General features: G+C 60.5%; 17 protein-coding genes. 13 read left to right on the top strand and 4 right to left on the bottom strand.

Annotated features, from left to right (window positions below; translation table 11 throughout):
• Positions 1–6 precede the first annotated feature (6 nt).
• Complete coding sequence (locus AC04SI_RS11245) at positions 7–1,635, top strand: fatty-acid--CoA ligase (protein ID WP_404277243.1); 1,629 nt, start codon at positions 7–9, stop codon at positions 1,633–1,635.
• A gap of 82 nt (positions 1,636–1,717) precedes the next feature.
• Complete coding sequence (locus AC04SI_RS11240) at positions 1,718–2,503, top strand: DUF1499 domain-containing protein (protein WP_404277244.1); 786 nt, start codon at positions 1,718–1,720, stop codon at positions 2,501–2,503.
• Positions 2,504–2,574: 71 nt separating this feature from the next.
• Here AC04SI_RS11240 and AC04SI_RS11235 read toward each other — a convergent pair whose 3' ends face one another.
• Positions 2,575–3,573, bottom strand: a complete 999-nt coding sequence (locus AC04SI_RS11235; RefSeq protein ID WP_404277245.1) for a LacI family DNA-binding transcriptional regulator — start codon at positions 3,571–3,573, stop codon at positions 2,575–2,577.
• 213 nt (positions 3,574–3,786) lie between these two features.
• On the opposite strand from AC04SI_RS11235, the gene AC04SI_RS11230 reads away from it, so the two are divergent.
• From AC04SI_RS11230 to AC04SI_RS11210, 5 genes are read left to right on the top strand one after another with little or no spacing between them, the layout of a single operon-like run.
• Entirely contained in the window at positions 3,787–4,830 is a 1,044-nt protein-coding gene (locus AC04SI_RS11230) for an ABC transporter substrate-binding protein (protein ID WP_488474223.1), read from the top strand.
• 29 nt (positions 4,831–4,859) lie between these two features.
• On the top strand, positions 4,860–5,897 hold the full coding sequence (locus AC04SI_RS11225) for an ABC transporter ATP-binding protein (protein ID WP_404277247.1): 1,038 nt from the start codon (positions 4,860–4,862) through the stop codon (positions 5,895–5,897).
• Positions 5,894–6,778, top strand: a complete 885-nt coding sequence (locus tag AC04SI_RS11220; protein WP_488474222.1) for an ABC transporter permease — start codon at positions 5,894–5,896, stop codon at positions 6,776–6,778. Before AC04SI_RS11225 ends, AC04SI_RS11220 begins: the two co-directional genes overlap by 4 nt.
• Positions 6,771–7,562, top strand: a complete 792-nt coding sequence (locus AC04SI_RS11215) for an ABC transporter permease (RefSeq protein ID WP_404277249.1) — start codon at positions 6,771–6,773, stop codon at positions 7,560–7,562. Before AC04SI_RS11220 ends, AC04SI_RS11215 begins: the two co-directional genes overlap by 8 nt.
• Positions 7,563–7,576: 14 nt before the next feature.
• The gene (locus tag AC04SI_RS11210) at positions 7,577–8,497 is read left to right on the top strand and encodes a phosphorylase family protein (RefSeq protein WP_488474221.1); all 921 of its coding nucleotides are present in this window, start codon (positions 7,577–7,579) and stop codon (positions 8,495–8,497) included.
• 4 nt (positions 8,498–8,501) lie between these two features.
• Here the strand turns inward: AC04SI_RS11210 and AC04SI_RS11205 are convergent, their stop codons facing one another.
• Positions 8,502–9,422 carry an MBL fold metallo-hydrolase gene (locus tag AC04SI_RS11205; protein WP_404277250.1) on the bottom strand — a complete coding sequence of 307 codons (921 nt, stop codon included), beginning with the start codon at positions 9,420–9,422 and terminating at the stop codon, positions 8,502–8,504.
• A 114-nt stretch (positions 9,423–9,536) separates the two neighbouring features.
• Here AC04SI_RS11205 and AC04SI_RS11200 point away from each other — a divergent pair, with 114 nt between their 5' ends.
• The 5 genes from AC04SI_RS11200 to rfbD all read left to right on the top strand — a co-directional run bounded on the left by AC04SI_RS11200 (position 9,537) and on the right by rfbD (position 13,822).
• Positions 9,537–10,130, top strand: a complete 594-nt coding sequence (locus tag AC04SI_RS11200; RefSeq protein ID WP_192183690.1) for a biotin transporter BioY — start codon at positions 9,537–9,539, stop codon at positions 10,128–10,130.
• A gap of 239 nt (positions 10,131–10,369) precedes the next feature.
• On the top strand, positions 10,370–11,251 hold the full coding sequence (rfbA, locus tag AC04SI_RS11195; protein WP_192183691.1) for a glucose-1-phosphate thymidylyltransferase RfbA: 882 nt from the start codon (positions 10,370–10,372) through the stop codon (positions 11,249–11,251).
• Entirely contained in the window at positions 11,252–11,806 is a 555-nt protein-coding gene (rfbC, locus tag AC04SI_RS11190) for a dTDP-4-dehydrorhamnose 3,5-epimerase (protein WP_404277251.1), read from the top strand.
• Between the two features lie 25 nt (positions 11,807–11,831).
• The gene (gene rfbB / locus AC04SI_RS11185; RefSeq protein ID WP_404277252.1) at positions 11,832–12,929 is read left to right on the top strand and encodes a dTDP-glucose 4,6-dehydratase; all 1,098 of its coding nucleotides are present in this window, start codon (positions 11,832–11,834) and stop codon (positions 12,927–12,929) included.
• Positions 12,926–13,822 (top strand): dTDP-4-dehydrorhamnose reductase, encoded by an 897-nt coding sequence (gene rfbD, locus AC04SI_RS11180; RefSeq protein WP_404277253.1) that lies wholly within the window; start codon positions 12,926–12,928, stop codon positions 13,820–13,822. Before rfbB ends, rfbD begins: the two co-directional genes overlap by 4 nt.
• Positions 13,823–13,904: 82 nt before the next feature.
• Here rfbD and AC04SI_RS11175 read toward each other — a convergent pair whose 3' ends face one another.
• Together AC04SI_RS11175 and AC04SI_RS11170 are read right to left on the bottom strand one after the other, a co-directional pair.
• The gene (locus AC04SI_RS11175) at positions 13,905–14,648 is read right to left on the bottom strand and encodes an ABC transporter ATP-binding protein (protein ID WP_404277254.1); all 744 of its coding nucleotides are present in this window, start codon (positions 14,646–14,648) and stop codon (positions 13,905–13,907) included.
• A gap of 4 nt (positions 14,649–14,652) precedes the next feature.
• Positions 14,653–15,465: an ABC transporter permease gene (locus tag AC04SI_RS11170; RefSeq protein WP_404277255.1), complete on the bottom strand. Its 813-nt coding sequence runs from the start codon at positions 15,463–15,465 to the stop codon at positions 14,653–14,655.
• Positions 15,466–15,869: 404 nt separating this feature from the next.
• Between AC04SI_RS11170 and AC04SI_RS11165 the strand changes: the two genes are divergently transcribed.
• A complete protein-coding gene (locus tag AC04SI_RS11165) occupies positions 15,870–20,453 on the top strand; it encodes a glycosyltransferase (RefSeq protein WP_488474220.1) in 4,584 nt (1,527 codons plus the stop codon).
• Positions 20,454–20,489: the final 36 nt, after the last annotated feature.

The following is a 20,489-nucleotide window of genomic DNA, read 5'->3' as shown; positions in this document are numbered from 1 at the left end:
ACAGACATGCTCGGATTGATGCAGGAATGGCCGCTGCTTTGCCACAAGCTGATCGACAATGCCGAACGCCAGCATGGCAGCCGCGAGATCGTGTCGCGATCGATCGAAGGGCCGATCGTGCGCACCACCTACGCCGAAATCCACCGCCTCGCCCTGAAAGTGGCGCAACGGCTTGAGCGTGACGGTTTCGCGCTTGGCGACCGCATCGCGACGCTGGCCTGGAACACGGCACGCCATATCGAGGCCTGGTACGGCATCATGGGGATCGGTGCGATCTATCACACGCTCAATCCGCGGCTCTTCCCCGAGCAGATCGCCTGGATCATGAACAACGCCGAGGACAAGGCAATCTTCGTCGACCTGACATTCGTGCCGCTGCTGGAGAAGATCGCCGGATCGGTCAAATCGCTGAAGCGTGTGATCGTGCTGACCGACAGCGCGCACATGCCCGAGACGGCATTGCCGAACGCCGTCGCCTACGAGGAATGGCTGGCCGAGACGGACGGCGACTTCGCCTGGAGGACCTTCGACGAAAACACCGCCGCCGGCATGTGCTACACTTCGGGCACGACGGGCGATCCCAAGGGCGTTCTCTACAGCCATCGTTCGAACGTGCTGCACGCCATGATCGCTGCCATGCCCGACGCCATGGGCATCTCGGCCCGCGACACCATCCTGCCGGTGGTGCCGATGTTCCATGCCAATGCCTGGGGCCTTGGCCAGAGCGCGCCGATGATCGGCGCCAAGCTGGTGATGCCCGGCTGCAAGATGGACGGCGCCTCGATCTACGAACTGCTCGATACCGAGAAGGTGACCTTCAGCGCCGCCGTGCCGACCGTATGGATGATGCTGCTGCAATATCTGGAGGAAACCGGCAAGAAACTTCCCCATCTGGGCAAGGTCGTCATTGGCGGCTCGTCCTGTCCGCGCGCAATCACCAAAAAATTCCAGGACAGTTACGATGTCCAGGTCATCCATGCCTGGGGCATGACCGAGATGTCGCCGCTCGGCACGCTGTGCACCATGAAGCCGGACTATGAAGGGCTGAAGGGCGAGGCGCGGCTCGATATCCAAGGCAAGCAGGGCTACCCGCCGTTCGGCGTCGAGATGAAGGTGACGGATGACGACGATAAGGCAATGCCCTGGGACGGCAAGACCTTCGGGCGTCTCAAGGTGCGCGGGCCAGCCATCGCACGCGCCTACTATGGCGGCGTCGGCGCCGAGCAGTTCGACGCCGAAGGGTGGTTCGACACAGGCGATGTCGCCCATATCGATCCGGGAGGCTACATGCAGATCACCGATCGCGCCAAGGACGTCATCAAATCGGGCGGCGAATGGATATCGACCATCGATCTCGAAAACCTCGCCGTCGGTCATCCCGATGTCGCCGAGGCGGCGGCCATTGGGGTTGCGCATTCCAAATGGGGCGAGCGGCCCTTGCTCGTCGTCGTGCGCAAGCCCGGCAAGGAGCCGAGCAAGACCGATATCCTCGATTTCATGAACGGCAAGGTGGCCAAATGGTGGATGCCCGACGACGTCGCCTTCGTCGGCGAAATTCCGCACACCGCCACCGGCAAGATCCAGAAGATCACCTTGCGCGAGCAGTTCAAGGACTATCGCCTGCCGACGGATTGATGGGCATGATGCGCCTTTCGGCTTCAAGCCTGAGCCAAAACGTTTTAAGTCTCGGTTCGGGTTTGGGGTGGTGCGGCTGAGAATGGTTAGTATTCCTGAACGACAGACGTCGAGGGCGGCCGGCTGGTCGCGGCGCACAGCGTCCTTTTCGCTGGTCCTGCTGCTCACAGTGCTCGTCGGCCACCGATTCGACCTCGTCGAAACGCCTGTTTTCCTCTGGGTATTGGCGATCGTCGCGCTGCTCGCCGCCTTTGCCCTTTTGTTCGCCGGACTTGCCTTCTCCAGGCTGTGGAATTTCGGCGACCGCGGCGGCCGCGATCTCTCCGTCGGCGCCCTGCTGGCGCTTCTGGTGCTCGCCCCTTACGGCGCCGCCGCCTATTGGGCGACGATTTCGCCGCCGTTGAGCGACATCTCGACCGATTTCGACGATCCGCCGGCGATCGACACGTCTGACCGCACCAAGGGCATGAACGTTCTATCGACGCCGACGCCAGGCGAGCAGATCCTGCAAGGCGATGCCTATCCTTTAGTCACCAGTCGCAGCTACAATTTGCCCTTCGAAACCGTCGTCGATGCAGTCGAGACCGTGCTCGACCGGCGCGACTGGCAGCTTCAGGCGCCATATCCTGAAACCGACGGGCAAAGCGAAGTGACGATCAATGCGCTCGCCAAAAGCTTCGTGCTGAGCCTTCCGGCCGATGTCGCGATCCGTGTGACCGACGACGGCGACACGGTCGTCGTCGACATGCGGTCCGCCTCGCGCTACGGCCAATACGACCTCGGCGACAATGCCGCCCGCATCGTGGAATTCCTCGGCGAACTGGACCAGGAGGTGGCCGGCCAGGTGGGCGCCGCACCGGCCGAGTGATGTCCAGAACACCTTGCCGCCGATCGGAATCGCCTGGGGCCGCAGAAATGCGGTTTGAATCTGCTGGCGGACTATTCGGCCGGCTCGAATCTGCCTTCCAGCAGGATTGTCGCGATCGGCCCAAGCGGATTGGCGATCTGGCTCTCCAGGATCTCGATGAGCTTGTGCCCGACATCTGCCATGTCGACGGAATGAACGCCGATCTTCGCCGGCAGGAACCGCGCCAGACGCGTGTTGTCACGGGTGACGATATGGATGTCGCGGCCCGGCTCAAGACCGCGCCTGCCGAGCGTGTGCAACGCTCCCAGAAGGCCCAGTTCGTTGGCGCATGCCAAGCCCGTCGGCGGATCTGCCGATGCCAGCAGGCGATCGAACCAGGCCGCGCTCGATTCCATCGTGAATGTCCCGTCACCGATCAGCGACTGGTCGATCGGGATGCCGGCCTCGGCCATCGCCCTTCGATAGCCGGCGAGACGCATGGCGCTCGCCTGATCTTTCTGCACGAGAAGTTGTAGGGCAATGCGTCGACAGCCCTTGTTCATCAGCCGCCGGGTCGCGTCGTAGGCGATCTGCTCATTGTCGATGTCGACATAGGGATACACGATGTCCAGGTCGGTTCTTCCAAACGCGACGAAAGGTATGCGCTGATCCAGCAGCAGCTTGACGCGCGGATCGCCCGAGACCATGCGCGTAATGATCAGGCCGTCCGCGCTACGCGCCTGAAGCAGGCGCTGCACGCTGTCGACGGGATCGTCGTCGGGCGTGGTGGAATAGATCGACAGGCTGTAGCCTGCCTGCCGCGCTGCCAGCGTCATGCCTTCGATCAAGGGAAGCTTCGCTAGATCGGACAGGTAGTCGCGTGTTTCCATCGGCAGCACGGCCGTCAGCGTCAGGGTTTGTCCGGTCTTGAGCGCGCGGCCGAAATGGTTCGGGACATAGCCGACACGCTTGGCCACCTCCTTGACCCGCGCCACGGTCGAGGGATGCACTTCCGGCCCGTCCTTCAGGGCGCGCGATACCGTGGTCACTGAAAGGGAAAGTTCCGCCGCGATCTGTTTTAGATTGGACATGTCGCCCGACTGATTTTGCGAAAGCGCCGGCTGATTTTGCTGAGCGTCGTAACGTTACCGGATTCGACCCGAGGATTAAATACAGGCCCCCGAAACTGAACGAGTCCGCCTGAATGCCACTTGACTCCGAGGCGTTTAACGACAATCGTAACGTTACGATTTCAAAAAAAGCCCACCTAAGGCGATATTTCGACCAATCCTGGAGGAGAACTCATGTCTAGGCTACTACGCATTTCGCTGGCAGCGATCGCAGTCTCGGCTGCCGTGCCCGTCTATGCCCAATCAGTCACCATCACGACCGCGGGCGGCGACTATGGCAACGCCATGAAGGAGGCCATGTGGGCCCCCGCTGCAAAGGAACTTGGCTATGATGTCCGCGAGGAGACGCAGAGCGACGGCCTGGCTGCACTGAAGATGCAGGTCACCGCGGGCGCGGTCACCACCGACATCATCCATCTCGGCTCACCGGAAGGCGCGCAGGCGGCCGCACAGTCGCTGCTGGAGCCGCTCGACTACAAGATCATCGAGCCCAACTCCGTGCCGGCCGGCGCAAGGTCCGACTACTGCTATCCGTTCGACTCCTATGGCACCGTCATGTCGTGGAACACCAAGACCTATGGCGAGACTCCGCCGAAGACCTGGGCGGAGTTCTGGGACGTCGCCAAATTCCCGGGCCGTCGCGCGCTGCGCGCCAATGCGCAGGACTCGATCGAGATCGCGCTGCTCTCCGATGGCGTGGCACCCACGGACGTCTATTCCGTGCTCAGCACGCCGGAAGGTCTGGAGCGCGCCATCAAGCGGCTTGAAGCGCTCAAACCAAATGTCGCCGTGTGGTGGACCTCGGGAGCGCAGTCCGCGCAGTTGCTGAAAGATGGTGAGGCGGATCTGGTCGTTACCTGGAACGGACGGGCCCAAACCGTGAAAGCGGATGGTGGCGCGGCTGACTACACGTTCAAGGGTTCCGTCATCGGCACGGACTGCCTTGGCGTGCCGAAGGGAGCGCCGAACAAGGAAGCGGCCATGAAGCTGATCGCGGCGATGACGCAGCCCGCGCGCGTGGCCAAGCTGACCGATTTCATCGCCTATGGTCCGGTCAATCCTGCTGCCTACGAGGGTGGCCTCATCCCGAACGACCGTTTGAAGACCCTGGCGACCGCGCCTGAAAATGCCGGCACTTCGGTGTTCTCGAACGCGGACTGGTGGGTCAAGAACGGCGAGGCCGCCCAAAAGGCCTTCGACGAAATGATGAACCACTGAGTCGCGAATTCATCCGCTTCGAGCCCGTGATGAAGTCGCTCCCGATCACCATCGACAGCGTGCGCAAGGCCTATGGGTCCTACGTCGCGCTGGACGATGTCTCGCTCGACGTTCGGGCTGGCGAATTCCTCACTTTGCTGGGGCCGTCCGGGTCGGGCAAGACCACGCTGCTCATGGCTCTGGCCGGTTTTGTCCGTCCCGATTCCGGCAAGCTCCTGTTGGCGGATCGCGACATCACCCGCCTGGCCCCCAACAAGCGCGACATCGGCATCGTATTCCAGAACTACGCCCTGTTTCCCCACATGAACGTCCTGGCGAATGTCGAGTATCCGCTAGCGCTGCGCAAGACGCCGAAAGCCGAGGCCCGGCAGCGGGCGCTTGACGCTTTGGCCCGTGTGAAGCTGGAGGGCCTGGCGGAGCGCAACATCGCCGCACTGTCCGGCGGCCAGCGCCAGCGCGTGGCGCTGGCGCGGGCCATCGTCTTTGAACCACGCGTGATGTTGATGGACGAGCCGCTGTCGGCGCTCGACAGGAATCTGCGCGAAACCATGCAGTACGAGATCCGGCGTCTGCACGATGATCTGGGGATCACCACGATCTATGTGACGCATGACCAGCGCGAAGCGCTGACCATGTCCGACCGGGTTGCGGTGATGAATTCCGGCCGCATCCAGCAGATCGACACACCGCAGCAAATTTATGATCGTCCATCGACCCGCTTCGTCGCTGAGTTCATGGGCGAGGCCAATATTCTGGTCCCGGGGTCGGTGCGCACAATCGACGGCGGCGGTGCGTCGCGCGAGACCCTGATGATCCGCGCGGAAAGCTTCCACCTTGATGTCAAGCTCGCCGGGCAAGATGGAGTGGCGCTTGAGGGAACGCTGCGCGCCAAGGCGTTTCGCGGCGAGAACTGGCTTTTGACGCTGGCGCCCGACGCTGGGCAGGAGGTTCTTGTCTGCATTCCGTCGGCGCTTGCTGGCGGCTGCGCCGAGCTTGCCGCCGGTCAGCGGCTGACCGTATATGCCTCGGCAGCGAAAGTTCACGCGATACCGGGAGCAACAGCGTGACCGTCGCCGTCGATTCCGCGCTCGCGGCCGATGCGCGAAGCGAGCGGCGTTTCTTCCTTGCGCTGTCACTCCCGGCGCTTTTCATCGTTGGACTGGCGGCGATACTGCCCATCCTGTGGATCATCCGGCAATCCTTCCTGACCACCGGTGGTGACTATACGGTCGGCAATTACGAGAAGGTGCTTTCGAGCGGGCTGACATGGTCGGCACTGGCAACAACCGTTGAGCTGTCCCTGGGCACGCTGGCGTTCTGCATCCTTCTCGGCACCCCCCTGGCGCTCGCTCTGGCCAGTGCTCGGCCAAGGGTGGCCAATGTGCTGATGGCCTTCGTCATGCTGCCGTTGTGGACTTCCATTCTGGTGCGCACCTATGGCTGGCTCGTGCTGTTGCGGCGCGAAGGCCTGATCAACGCGGCTTTGGAAGGTTCGGGCCTGACAGCGGAACCATTGCCGCTGGTTTATAACTTCACCGGAACGCTGATCGGCATGGTTCACTACATGCTGCCGCTGTTTCTGCTGCCTGCCTACGCCGCGATGCGCGATATCGACGCCAACCTTGTTCGCGCGGCGGCGAGCATGGGAGCCACTCTCGGGCACGTCATCCGCACAGTCATTCTGCCGCTTTCGGCGGGCGGCATCTTCTCGGGTTCTATGATCGTCTTCATCTACACCATAGGTTTTTTCATCACGCCGGCGGTGCTTGGCGGCGGCAAGGTAAATCCTCTCTCCATCCGGATCGAGCGCACGCTGTCGACCTTCCAGGACTGGGGGTCGGCGAGCGTCCTGGGCATTCTGCTCTTCGTTCTCATGGCGCTGATCGGTGTTATGTTCCTGGCGGCACGGCGACTGATGCGCAACAAAGTGGGCGCGGCCCATGCTTGAAGCCTATCCGGACAACAAGCTTGCCCTCATCCTCCTGTGGGGCTTTTCCGCGCTCGTGATGGCGTTCCTGATGCTGCCGACGCTGGTGGTCGTGCCGCTCTCCTTTTCAGCGTCCGATCTTCTCGAGTTTCCGCCACGCGCATACTCGTTGCGCTGGTACGAGAATTTCTTCGGTTCGACGACATGGATGGCCGGGCTCAGGACGAGCCTGATCCTCGGGACATTGACGGCGATGGTCGCAGTGCCCCTGGCGCTGCTGGCCTGCATCTCGATCATCCGGATCGGCGGAAAGACCGCCTTGGCCATTCAGGGCGTTCTGCTCACCCCCTCCATCGTGCCGGGGATCCTGCTTGCCATCGGCCTGTTCTTCGTGCTGGCGGCGCAAGGTCTGGTCGGAACGCTGTTTGGCGTGCTGGTCGGACATGTGGTGCTGGCCATTCCGGTCGCGTGCATTGTGCTGTTGCCCGCTCTGGCCCGCTTTGACTGGAACCAGGTCCAGGCGGCGCGCAGCCTTGGCGCGGACTGGGCGAGGGCCATTGGCGGAATAATTGTTCCGCAACTCCGGATCAGCCTGTTGTCGGCGACATTGATGGCCTTCCTGACCTCGCTGGACGAGTCCGTCATTTCGATCTTCGTCGCAAGCGGCCGCAACAGCACGCTGCCGAAGCTGATGTTCCTGTCGCTGCGCGATCAGATCGATCCGACCATCGCGGCGATATCAACATTGTGGACCGCCATTGTCGTGGTCGTCGTTCTGATCGTGACCCTTCGCCAAGAATCCTGACCGAGACTGGAAACATGCCTGCCAATCATCACGCAGCCGACGATCTGACGGATCAACCAACGGACATACCCCAGGTAGGGTTGGCGATCATCACCGGCTCGGCAAACTGGGGGCTTGCCTTCCCGGAAGATGTCCAAGTTGACGGAGTGCGCACCTTGCGGCGCGACATGAGTTTCGAAACGCCTTTCGGCCGCACCGACAACTGGAAGCTGCTCGAGTTCGAAGCGTCGATTACCGCCGAAGGCAAACCGAAACGTGCCTTGTGCATGTATTCGCACGGCAATCCCCGCGACCATATCGATCATTCCTGCCATCGCCGCGCGTTCTGGGTGTTGATGCAAGCGGGTGTCCGGCAAGTCTTGTCCTGCTCGACCATTGGCGCCGTCAACAAGGCGATCAAGCCCGGCGACATGGTGGTGAACGCCGATATTATCGAGCTGACGCAGACCCCGTTCTCACTGCTTCCCGGCCGCCAGAGCTTCGACTGCTCGGGCAAGCAGATCGTATGCCCAAGATGTGCGGCAGTTCTGGTCGAAACCGCCCGCCGTCATTGGCCAGCCGAATGCCGCGTTCATGGCATCGAGCAGCAGTTGGTCGCCGCCCACTGTTACGGGCCGCGGCTGACAAGCCCGGCCGAAGCCCTGGCGTTTCGAAGCATGGGGGCGGATGTGCTTAACCATTCGATCGCCCCTGAAGCGACCTTGTCGCGCGAGATCGGCGCCTGTTTCGTGCCATGCGCGTTCGTAACGGCGGGCTTCAACGAGTATATGGACCGCAATCGCCAGAAATTGCTGCAGGAGGACGTGTTGCCGAACCTCTCCATGACAGCCTCGCGTGTCGCGCTGGAAACCGCCGCACGACTTCCGGCCGATCCGGAATGCTCTTGCCAGGGTTTGAAGTCGCCTCAACCGGAAGAACGCTCCAGCCGTTTCTGAGGTGTCAGGGAAGGTCCTGGCCAACCGGCCTAAAAATGCCGTCGATGGCCGGGTCACCATCAGTGGCGACAAGGCCGCGCGCCACCAGATCCTCCAGATGCGCAAGCACCGACAGGCCGGCGGCGCCATGCAGGCGCGGGTCGGTGTCGCGATAGATTGCCGCAACCATCTCCTTGATCGTCCTGTCGCCGCCCCGGATGCGCTCCAGGATCGCCCGTTCGCGCATCTTGCGGTGCGTCTTCAGGCCGCGCATGAAGCTGCGCGGCGCCGTCACCGGACCGCCGTGACCTGGTAAAAGCAGACGGTCGCCGCGTTCGATCAGGCGGTCGAGCGATGTCATGTAGTCGGCCATGGCGCCGTCCGGCGGCGCCACGATCGAGGTCGCCCACGCCATCACGTGATCGGCCGAAAACAAGACGCCGCTTCCTTCCAGCGCAAAGGCCGCGTGATTGGCGGCATGGCCCGGCGTCAGCACCGTTTTGATCGCCCAGCCGTCGCCATCGACCAGCGTGTCGTCTTGGAGCGCCATGTCCGGGGCGAAAGCCATGTCGGCGCTGGCGTCGAGCGGGTTGATCTCGCCGATGCGCAGCGGCCGCGCCGGGCGATGCGGCCCCTCCGCCAGCACGATCGCCCCGGTGCGCTCCTTCAGCCGGGCCGCCAGCGGTGAATGGTCGCGATGTGTGTGGCTGACGAAGATGTGGCTGACCGGCCGCTGCCCGATGGCTTTGAGCAATGTCTCGAGATGCGTATCGTCATCCGGTCCGGGATCGATGACCGCCAGCGTGTCCCGCCCGACAAGGTAGCTGTTGGTTCCGTGAAAGGTGAACGGGCTCGGGTTTCGGGCGGTGATGCGCTGGATGTCTGGCGCGACGGTTACGGCCTGGCCGTAAGCAGGATCGAAGCTGGTGTCGAACTTAAGGGCCATGAGGGGCGGGGAGCTCTGTTCCTGAGGTGGCAAAACCGATTGCCGCATAACACGGAAGCCAATATAGGAAAATGCGAGGCCGCATGTTGGCGGCTGTCCGGAATGGGGAAGACCATGGCAATTGCAACGACGATGCGTCCGCTTGTTTCTCTGGCTCTGCCTGAAAAAGGCGCGACACGCCTCGCGACGCAGCTGTTGCTGGCGATTGCCGGCACGCTGCTGCTGACCTTGTCGGCCAAGGCGAAGGTCGTGCTCGGCCCCGTCGATATTTCGCTGCAGACGCTGGCCGTCCTCCTGATCGCCTCGGCATTCGGCCTGCGCCTCGGCGTCGCCACGCTGCTTCTTTACATGGCCGAGGGTGCCATGGGCTTCCCGGTCTTCCAGGGCACGCCGGAAAAGGGCATCGGCCTAGCCTATATGGTGGGCCCGACCGGCGGCTATCTTGCCGGCTTCGTTGTCATGGCCGCCATCGTCGGCTGGGCTGCCGACCGTGGCTGGGATCGTCACCCGGTCAAGCTTTTCAGTGCGATGCTGGCCGCCGAAATCGTCATGATGGCGATGGGCTTTGCCTGGCTGGCGCTGCTGATCGGCGCGGAAAAGTCATGGCAGTTCGGCGTCGTGCCTTTCATCGTCGGCGACCTGATCAAGGTGGCGCTCGCAGCCAGCCTGGTCCCGGCAGTATGGTCGCTGCTGCCGAAGCGGCCCTGACATTTATTAAATGAAAGCCAGCCGGCGGAGATCCCACCGGCTTTTTCATGCCTTGGCCACTGCCAGGTGGTGGCGGAAATAGGTGGCCGGTTCCTCCGGCCAACTTTCGGCTGCGGCTCGTTTCGCCAGCGAGATCACCAGGCGCGACCAGCAGCGAGATTGACAAGCCATTGCGCGAAACCTAAGCACGGGCAACTTGATGTCAGGGGCGGGGCCCTCGGTAATTCAAGGAGAGCTTGTTGAAAGGAATTATCCTTGCGGGAGGCAGCGGAACACGTCTTTATCCGCTAACATTGGCAGTCTCTAAGCAAATCCTGCCAATATACGATAAGCCGATGATCTATTATCCGCTGAGCGTGCTGATGCTCGCCGGTATCAGGCATATATTGATCATCTCAACTCCACGTGACCTGCCAGCTTTCCGGGAATTGCTCGGCGACGGCTCGGAGTTCGGGCTTGAGTTCTCCTATGCGGAGCAGCCGCATCCCAACGGGCTCGCCGAAGCCTTCATCATCGGCCGTGAGTTCATCGGCAAGGACAACGTGTCGATGATCCTTGGCGACAACATCTATTTCGGCGAAGGGCTGTCGCAGCTTTGCCGCACGGCGGCGGCCCGCGAAAGCGGCGCGTCGGTATTCGCCTATCATGTCGACGATCCGGAACGCTATGGCGTGGTGTCGTTCGACAAGCTCAGCGGCACCGCCCTGACGATCGAGGAAAAGCCGCAGAAGCCAAAATCCAACTGGGCCGTCACCGGCCTTTACTTCTACGATAATGACGTCGTCGACATCGCCTCGACGATCCGGCCCTCGGAGCGCGGCGAGCTTGAGATCACGGCGGTCAACAACGTCTATCTCGAACGCGGGCACCTGCACGTCCATCAGCTCGGCCGCGGCTATGCCTGGCTCGACACGGGCACCCATGACAGCCTGCATGAAGCCTCGTCTTTCGTGCGCACGATCGAGCACCGCCAGGGCATCAAGGTCGCCTGCCCGGAGGAGATCGCCTTCGAACAGGGCTGGCTGACGGCAGACAAGGTGCTGCAGCGCGCCACCCGCCTCGGAAAGAACGAATATGCCGCCTATCTACGCAGGCGCGTCACCGACCTGACGGAGAACTAGGTGCTGGAGGTAAGGCAACTCGGTCTCGACGGCGTGCTGGAGATCGTACCGAAGCGGCACGGCGACGCGCGCGGCTTTTTCATTGAAACCTGGAATGCCGAGCGCTTCGCCGAGGCCGGCATCGACCTGCGCTTCGTGCAGGACAATCACTCCTATTCCGCCGCCGCGGGCGTGGTGAGGGGGCTGCACTACCAGCTTCCGCCGCGCGCCCAGGACAAGCTGCTGCGCGTCATCAGAGGTAAGATCCTCGACGTCGCGGTCGACATCCGTCGCGGCTCGAAAAGCTTCGGAAAATGGGTCGCCCTCGAAGTCTCGGCCGAGAAGGGCAACCAGATCCTGGTGCCGAAGGGCTTCGCCCACGGTTTCATCACGCTCGTGCCGGATACCGAGGTTCTTTACAAGGTCACCGATACCTATTCGCCCGCGCATGACCGGTCGATCCGTTTCGACGACGCCGCAATCGGCATTGAATGGCCGGCGATATCGGGCGGGTTCCAGCTTTCGGACAAGGATCTCAAGGCGCCGCTCCTTGCCGTCGCGGAGGTGTTCCCATGAGGACTGTTCGTGGAAGGAGAGCGGCATGAACTTCCTGGTGACTGGCGGCGCCGGCTTCATCGGCTCGGCCGTGTGCCGGCATTTGTGCGCCAATCCGGCCTACCGGGTGACCAATCTCGACAAGCTCACCTATGCCGGCAACCTCGCCTCGCTGCGGCCGATCGAGAATGCGCACAATTACCGCTTCGAGCAGGCCGACATTTGCGACGAGCGGGCGGTGCTCGACATATTGCGCCGTGACGACATCGACATCGTCATGAACCTCGCCGCCGAGAGCCATGTCGACCGCTCGATCGACGGTCCAGGCACCTTCATCGAGACCAATATCGTCGGCACCTACCGGATGCTGAATACGACCCTGGAATACTGGCGCGGCTTGCCGGAGGACCGCAAGGCCCGCTTCCGCTTCCACCATGTCTCGACCGACGAGGTGTTCGGCGATCTTCCCTTCGACGGCGGCATGTTCGTCGAGGAGACGCCCTATGCGCCGTCCTCGCCATACTCCGCCTCCAAGGCGGCGTCGGACCATCTGGTGCGCGCCTGGCATGAGACCTATGGCCTGCCGGTGGTGCTTTCCAACTGTTCGAACAATTACGGCCCCTATCATTTCCCCGAAAAGCTCATTCCGCTGGTCATTCTGAACGCGCTCGACGAAAAGCCGCTGCCGGTTTACGGCGCCGGCGCCAATGTGCGCGACTGGCTGTTCGTCGAGGATCACGCGCGCGCGCTCGAGCTTGTCGCGACAAAGGGGCAAGCGGGCGAGAGCTACAATGTAGGTGGCAATTCCGAGCGAACCAATCTGGGCGTCGTCGAGACCATCTGCGATCTTCTCGACCTGAGAAGGCCGCGCGCCGGTGGCAAGCGCTACCGCGACCTGATCTCCTTCGTCACCGACCGCCCCGGCCACGACCGCCGCTATGCCATCGACGCCTCCAAGATAAGCCGTGACCTCGGCTGGTCGCCAAAGGAGAATTTCGACAGCGGCCTGGCAAGGACGGTCGACTGGTTCCTCGAGAACAAATGGTGGTGGGGACCGATTCGCGAGCATCGCTATGCCGGCGAGCGGCTGGGCCAGAGCCCGGTTGAAGACAGCCCGGCTGAAGACAGGAAGGGCGCGGCGTGAGGCTTGTCGTCACCGGACGCGAGGGCCAGGTCGCTACCAGCCTGTGCGAGGTGGCGCGCGCGGTCACGGGCGTGGAGGTGATCGCCGTCGGCCGGCCGGCGCTCGACCTGGCGCGGCCCGAGACCGTATTCGAGGCGCTGGCGGCGGCAGGTCCGGACATCATCGTTTCGGCCGCTGCCTACACCGCTGTCGACCAGGCCGAGGACGAGCCTGACCTGGCCTTCACGGTGAATGCCGTTGGCGCGGGCAAGGTGGCGGAGGCAGCGGCGCGCCTCGGTGTTCCTGTGATCCACCTGTCGACCGACTATGTTTTCGACGGTGCAAAGGACAGCGCCTATGTCGAGACCGACGCGAGCGCGCCGCTCGGCGTCTACGGCGCCTCCAACCTTGCCGGCGAAAAAGCCGTGGCGGCGGCCAATCCGCGCCACCTCATCCTGCGCACGGCCTGGGTCTACAGCCCCTTCGGCAGGAATTTCGTCAAGACCATGCTCAGGCTTGCCGCCGATCGTGACGAGATTTCGGTGGTAGCCGACCAATGGGGAAATCCAACCTCAGCACTCGACATCGCCGACGCCGTTGTGCATGCGGCGGCGATGCTGCAGGGCGACAGCAACTTTGCCGCCTACGGCGTCTATCACCTGGCGGGCAGCGGGGAGACGAACTGGAGTGGCTTTGCCCGCCAGATCATGGACACAAGCCAGGCGTCTGGCGGCCCTCATGCGCGGGTACGCGACATCGCGACCAGTGACTATCCGACCAAGGCAAAGCGCCCGGCCAATTCGCGGCTTTCCAGCGCGAAATTCGCGGCCACGTTTGGATGGACCGCGCCGGCGTGGCGGGGGTCGACGGAGAAGGTGGTGCGCCGGCTGATGGATGGCGAGACGAGGCAGTGATTGGGCGCGTGAACGAGCTCGGTCGTTCGAGCATTGCATGATGGGACGCCGCAGGAGGCGGCGAAAGCTGACGCCACGACCGCTATCGGCCGAAATACTCATCCGCAATCGCTTTAGCCGGGCCATCCATTCTTACCCGGCCGTGCTCCAGCCAAATTAATCGATCGCAATTCCCTAGCAGCAATTCCCTCGAATGGCTGGCCAAGATCAGGATCTTGGTCGAGCTCACGATCTCGTTGAGCCGTTGTCTTGCTCGATCCTTGAAGTCTTCATCGCCTGTCGAAAGCCACTCGTCCATGATCAGAATTTCGGGTCGGATTGAAGTTGAAGTCGCGAAAGCCAACCGCAGCTGCATCCCTGAGGAATATGTACGGAAGGGCATGTCCAAAAAGTCTCCAAGCCCTGAGAACTCTGCAATTTCATCGTATCTCGAGCTAAGTTCCTTCGCCGTCATGCCCATCATTGCGGCCCGCAATTTGATATTTTCACGCCCTGTAGCTTCGGGGTCTATGCCAAGCCCAATGTTGATAAGCGAGACGCATTCGCCGTCGATTGCCGCGCTTCCCGAGGTCGGCGCGTAGATGCCTGAAAGCAATCGAAGCAGCGTCGTCTTCCCGGAACCGTTGTGGCCGACAAGCCCTACTCGTTCGCCCTCATGGATTGCGAGGTCAATCTCGTCGAGACCTTTGACGACGACCAGCCCGTCGAATCGTCTTTCGATGGCGCCGCCGGTCGCAACCTTCAGAACCCGGTTCTTCAAAGACCGGCTCGCAGCGTTGTAAACGGGAAAGGAGACCGAGGCCTTATCCAGATGAATCTTAGCCATTCAACTACAACCAGTACGGGATGCGCTTGCGATAACGGCCGAACAGCCACAACGCGAACAGCCAACCAACGGCTAACATCGCTATTGCGTAAAGCCAGGTGAGAGGTGACGGAATCTGGCCGAGCAACGGACCACGGATCAGCGTAATCAGATGGTAAAATGGATTCAAATCGAAAAGGTACTGAGGCATGCCCGCCGGCAATGTCTTCGTCTGCCAGATGATTGGGGTCAGATAGAAAATCACTTGAAGAAAGTTTTGCATCACCTGCGTCATATCGCGGAAGCGCGCGCAAATTGTCGCAAGGACAAGCATCATCCACAGAAGGTTTAGCGAGACGAGTATGAACCCAGGCAAGGCTAGTATCGCGACCCATGAGATAGGTGCTGCTACAATGACCAACACAACGGGTATGACCACCAGATTATGCGCAAACACTATTGTATTGCGCCAAAGTGTCCTCATCACATGAGTGAACAAAGGCATTCGGACTTGGAGGATGATGCCTTCGGCGCCTATGAAGCTGGTGCAGCCGTCGCTTAGACAAGAGGAGATGAAACCCCAGACAATCAGGCCGCATCCGACAAACGGAAGGAACTCTTGCATCGGCGTTCGAAAAAGATTGCCGAAAATAAGCCCCAGGGCACCGATCATCACGCCCATGTTGATGGTGAGCCAGAATGCCCCGATCCGTGAACGGCGATAGCGCTGGGCGATATCTTGCCAGCCAAACGTCGTCGCCAGATGGTGTTTCTTGATGGCCTCGCTGATGTCCGTGACGGCGTCGGGGAAAGTCATAACTGTCATTTCATCGGCCAATTCAGGGAAACTCGGTGACGCTCAAACCAAACTCAGGCGTCTCCACTACTCGCGATAGAGCACACGTCATTCGTTCTGAGGGATTGTCGCCAGCATCGTGCCTCTCACTGGGGCCAAGAACCATCAAATCTGGTTGATACGATGCGCATCATGCCAACAGGACCGGCGTCAACCTACCTCAATTACCAGCCGACCCATCCTTATTCGGCGACTTTGGGCGGCCATGGCCACCCTCGAAGCAAGCTATTGCTTCTGGTCAGCCGGTCCTCTATCACGGCGCCGAATTCAAATGCAAGGATCATAACCCCGCAGGAGAGCGTGGGCTGTTGAGGGAGCTGTTGGCGGTCAAGGCCGCCGAACACAGCTGGAAAATCCCAAAAAACGGTGAATCGCGAAGATGCTGAATGACGCAAAGACCGCTCAATGAGCTATTTGACGCACACCGTGGCAAAGTGTCAGACAAGTGGGAACACTACCTCAACATGTACGAAAGGCTCTTCGAGCCGCTGCGCCACAAGCCGCTTCGTCTGCTCGAAATCGGTGTGCAGAATGGCGGCTCGCTCGAGATTTGGGCTAAATATTTCAAGCATGCCCGGGAGATAACAGGCGTCGACATCGACCAAGCAGTCGGCCGACTGACATTCGACGACGAACGCATCGGCGTGATAGTTGCCGACGCCACGAATCCCGAATGGAGCGCCACACTTAGCGCAACGCTCGACATCGTGATCGATGACGGTTCGCACCGGTCAGGCGACATGATCAAATCGTTCCTGCTGCTGTTTCCGAAGCTGGCGCGAGACGGAATCTACGTCGTGGAGGACATGCACGCCAGCTACTTCCCGGAGCTCCAAGGGGGGCTCTTCACGCCTGGCTCGGCTATGTCCTTCTTCAAGCGGCTCGCCGATGTCGTCAATCATGAACATTGGGATGTGGATCAACAATCATGGGAACTCGTCATTCCCATCCTCAATCAGCACGATATTGGCCCGACTGATCTCACGTGGCTCGCGACGATCGATTCGATAGAGTTCACAAACTCCTGCGTCATTTTGCGCAAGGGACTGCCAGAAGACAATCGACTGGGCAGGGAGCGCATTCGCGGCGAGATCGAACAGGTTTTGCCTGGTCGATTGCCATATGACGGTCAAATGTATGAGCGGGCACATTTCTCTGCCGGGGCTTCCCTCACGGCGAGAACGGTTCATCCCGAGGATTCAATCGCGAATCTCGAGGCGGAAGTCGCTCATCTTGGCGAGAAGACGCAGAGGTTCAGTGAGGAAGTGCAGGGCATCCGCGAGCGGCTCTCGTCAGCGCAAGACGAATTGTCGGCATCGCTGGAAGCAAGAGCGAAACTGCAGGAGGCATTCGCAAGCGCCGAGGACACTATCAAGGCGCTGAAAGGCGAACTTCATTCATACCGGGGAGAGGTCGCTGCGCTGCGGGCCTCAAACAGTTGGCGAATAACCGGGCCGCTAAGAGCGGTCCGAGTGATCGCGAGAAAGATAGCTCGTTTGCTTGGTTCTGCTCACCGTTTGATCTCCAGGCAGTCGCGAGCGATTCAGGTGTTGATAGCGCCTCGCAAGACGGTCCGCCTTGCCAGGACCATGCGCCGGCGTGCCGGCGGCGTGCGGCCCCTGTTGAAGATAGGCTGGATTGTGCTGCGGCATGAGGGCATACCGGGCCTATGGTCGAGATTGAGCCGTGCCGCCAACGCCAATTCACCCGGCGACGCCTGGCACAGAGATGTTGTTCGCCGCAGCATCTGGCGCCAGATGAATGGCAACGCCTCATCCGTTCTCGGCAAGCACATTGTCCCTGATTTTCGGCAAGTAAGCGATTTCGCGGACAGCCGTCACGATCCTGAAGAACTCCTTTTCTCGATTCTGACGCCGGTCTTCAACACGGACGACGGCGCACTGCGGGCGATGCTCGATTCGGTGGCGGACCAGTCGTTTGGGATTTGGGAACACATTCTCGTTGATGACGGGTCCACCGATTCCAATGTTGTACGAACATTGAAGGAATATGCTGCCGCGGACCCTCGGTTTGCCGTCGTGGAATGCGACAGAAATCATGGAATTTCGGAAGCAACGAACGAGGCTTTGCGGCGCGCTCGCGGCAAATATGTCGTCCTGCTGGACCATGACGACACTCTACACCCTGATGCCTTGCTCGAGAATGCGCGCGTCATCGGTGCCTATCCGGAAGTCGATCTGATCTACAGTGACGAGGACAAGACCAACTCGGACGGCGAGTTCTACGCGCCGTACTTCAAGCCTGATTGGTCGCCAGTGCATCTGTTAACAAGGATGTGCACAGGGCACCTCTCAGTTTATCGCAAGGATTTGGTGAACACCGTCGGAGGTTTTCGGCCGGAGTTTGACGGGACGCAAGATTACGATCTTGCGCTGCGTATTGCGGAAAAAACCTCAAAAGTCGTCCATATACCAAAGGTATTGTATCATTGGCGCGTTGGAGCCACCAGCACTGCCGGTGATCTCGATGCCAAGGCAGGAATATTGGAAAGACAAAGGGAGGCGCTTGAAGATTGCTTTAAGCGCAGGGGTATTGAAGGGAGCATTCACGCCACCAACTACCCAGGCAATTGGAGGCCTGTTCCCGACATACCCAACCCTGCTCCTTTGGTCTCCATTGTGATTCCAACGGCTGGCCGAAATGGCGTCATTCGTGGCCGGAGTACAAACATCCTGCAGAATTGCTTGGACAGTCTCGCACGGTCCACATACCCGAACTTCGAAATCGTGGTCTCTTGCAATGAGCCGCTTCCACCCGCAGCGCAGGAGGCCTTGCAACGTTTTCCGCGGCACAAGCTTGTTCGATATGAAAGCCCGGTTCTCAACCTCGCCGAAAAGATCAACAAAGCAGCGCGAATGGCCCAAGGAGAATACCTTGTGCTGTTGAATGACGACATCGAGGTCAAGACACCGGACTGGATCGAGAGCATGGTACGCATCTGTGCCCTCGATGGTGTCGGATGCGTTGGTGCGAAGCTCCTGTTCGAGAACGACACGATTCAGCATGCAGGCGTGGTGTTTCAGGATTCCGGCCCTACGCATGCCATGATCGGCCGCCCCGCTCGTGAGTATGGTCCCAATTTGGAGGCCTATCTGACTCGCGAAGTCGTCGCGGTGACTGGAGCTTGCTTAATGGTCGGATCCCGTTTGTTTTGGGAACTGAACGGCTTCGATGAAAGCTTCCCCCTCAACTACAATGACGTCGATTTCTGTTTGCGCCTGCGCGACCTGGGGCACAGCGTCGTGCAGGAACCGTCGGCTGAGCTCTACCATTTCGAGTCCCTGTCCAAGGAAGGGGTCTTCTCGGCGGAACTCGATCGGTTTGTCGCTCGCTGGGGCGAAATCGACGATCCGTACTACAACGTCAATTTCGATCGCTCCAAGCCATGGTTCAATCCGAAGCCGGGCTGGAACTGGCGCGATCTTCCGTCGGAGGACTATCAAGCCTGGCTCGACCGGAGGGTGGCCGCGCGCATGCCGGGCACACTAGGCCCGAGTCGAACTGAAGAACTCACCCTGTCGGTGGTTACCTCGGCCTATAATACCGAGCGCCGTTTCCTCCTTGAGCTTGCTCAATGCGTCAACAACCAGAGCCATCAAAAGCTGGAGTGGATTCTGGTCGACAACGGATCAACCGATCCTGACACGGTTGCGACGCTTCAGGAAATTGCCTCGACAAGCAATCGCGCTACCCTTGTCCGGGTGGAAAAGAACAAGGGTATTTTAGGCGGTATGCGGGTTGGTCTCGAAAACGCGACAGGCGACTACATCCTGCCGATGGATTCCGATGACCTCATTACCTCCGATGCCATGGCAGTGATCTCCACCTTTCTGATCGACCACGGTCGTCCGGAATTGGTCTATTCGGACGAAGACAAATGCGGTGTGCATTCCGCGCGCTCCAGTCCCTTCATGAAGAGAGATTGGGATCCCATCATGTTCTACGGTTGCTGCTACGTGGCGCACATGTGTGCGATCCGTCGAGACGTGGCGCTGAGACTGGAAGCCTACACGGACGACAAGGCGGATGGTTGTCACGATTGGGATACCTTCTTGAGGTTTATCCGTGATGGGGCCACTCCGATTCATATGAACGAAATTATCTATTCCTGGCGCATGCACTCCCAATCGACGGCCTCGGCTGACCCGTCGGTAAAGCCCTTTACTCTCACTTCGCAGAGCCACGTTCTGACGCAGCATCTCGAGCTAACGGGGCTCGCTGACAGAGTTGAAATCGCCGAAAACGCGCTGTTTGGCCACGCCGGCATGTGGCGGCTCCGGCGCAAGGCCGGCGAACTGCCAGGAACGCTTGTGATCGCGACCCACCAAAGCGGAGCAGACGGCAAGGTCGAGGGCTCTGTGAGCACCGTATCCGAGCTGATGGACGTCATTCGCGCAAAGTCGAGCGACTATGAATACATCGCGGTTGTGGATTCGGCGCTCGCGATCGACGCTGCCGACTGGGTTTCCGAGGCAATCGGGCTGTGTGAGGTTCAGGATGATGTCGCCTTCGTCGGCGGCACCTTGCACTCTGATAGCGCGACCATGCTCTGGACCGGAGGCTATCGCACTTACCGCAATGGCGAGATATGCCCCTACCATGGCCGCCCTTCATACCATTCGGGCTATCATGGAGACGTCTTTTTGCAGCGCAGTGTTGACACTTTCACGCCAATGTTTTGGTTGGCTCCTGCCAAGCGCCTGGAGAATCTCTTGAGAGAACTGCCGGCTGACCTATCGTTTGCAGAACTTGCCGGCATCCTCGCGGTCGAAGCTGCCAAGAACGGATATCGGACCGTCGTTTCGCCATTCATGAAGGCGGTTGTGCGAGGCTCCGTCGGGGAGCTACCCTATCATCCGGTGGTGAAGCATCCGTTCCCCGATGGCAAGGCATACTATCCATCGAGGATGTCGCCAACAGCAGCTTGGGAAATAGGGCCAGCAAACTAGGCGCTCGTAGTCGACGCCTTCCCGGATCTATGGAGC

The sequence above is a fragment of the Mesorhizobium sp. CNPSo 4689 genome, from assembly GCF_057784325.1.
Note: the sequence above shows the minus strand (reverse complement) of the source record. Positions and strands in the feature narration are given on the sequence as shown.

What these genes read in the sequence shown, in the direction of transcription:
- AC04SI_RS11215 (WP_404277249.1), top strand. Translation starts at nt 6,771, where the DNA reads ATGCTTGAAGCCTATCCGGACAACAAGCTTGCCCTCATCCTCCTGTGG.
- AC04SI_RS11165 (WP_488474220.1), top strand. Translation starts at nt 15,870, where the DNA reads ATGACGCAAAGACCGCTCAATGAGCTATTTGACGCACACCGTGGCAAA.
- rfbB (WP_404277252.1), top strand. Translation starts at nt 11,832, where the DNA reads ATGAACTTCCTGGTGACTGGCGGCGCCGGCTTCATCGGCTCGGCCGTG.
- AC04SI_RS11175 (WP_404277254.1), bottom strand. Translation starts at nt 14,648, where the DNA reads ATGGCTAAGATTCATCTGGATAAGGCCTCGGTCTCCTTTCCCGTTTAC.
- AC04SI_RS11225 (WP_404277247.1), top strand. Translation starts at nt 4,860, where the DNA reads ATGAAGTCGCTCCCGATCACCATCGACAGCGTGCGCAAGGCCTATGGG.
- AC04SI_RS11200 (WP_192183690.1), top strand. Translation starts at nt 9,537, where the DNA reads ATGGCAATTGCAACGACGATGCGTCCGCTTGTTTCTCTGGCTCTGCCT.
- AC04SI_RS11205 (WP_404277250.1), bottom strand. Translation starts at nt 9,422, where the DNA reads ATGGCCCTTAAGTTCGACACCAGCTTCGATCCTGCTTACGGCCAGGCC.
- AC04SI_RS11235 (WP_404277245.1), bottom strand. Translation starts at nt 3,573, where the DNA reads ATGTCCAATCTAAAACAGATCGCGGCGGAACTTTCCCTTTCAGTGACC.
- AC04SI_RS11210 (WP_488474221.1), top strand. Translation starts at nt 7,577, where the DNA reads ATGCCTGCCAATCATCACGCAGCCGACGATCTGACGGATCAACCAACG.
- AC04SI_RS11245 (WP_404277243.1), top strand. Translation starts at nt 7, where the DNA reads ATGCTCGGATTGATGCAGGAATGGCCGCTGCTTTGCCACAAGCTGATC.
- AC04SI_RS11240 (WP_404277244.1), top strand. Translation starts at nt 1,718, where the DNA reads ATGGTTAGTATTCCTGAACGACAGACGTCGAGGGCGGCCGGCTGGTCG.
- AC04SI_RS11230 (WP_488474223.1), top strand. Translation starts at nt 3,787, where the DNA reads ATGTCTAGGCTACTACGCATTTCGCTGGCAGCGATCGCAGTCTCGGCT.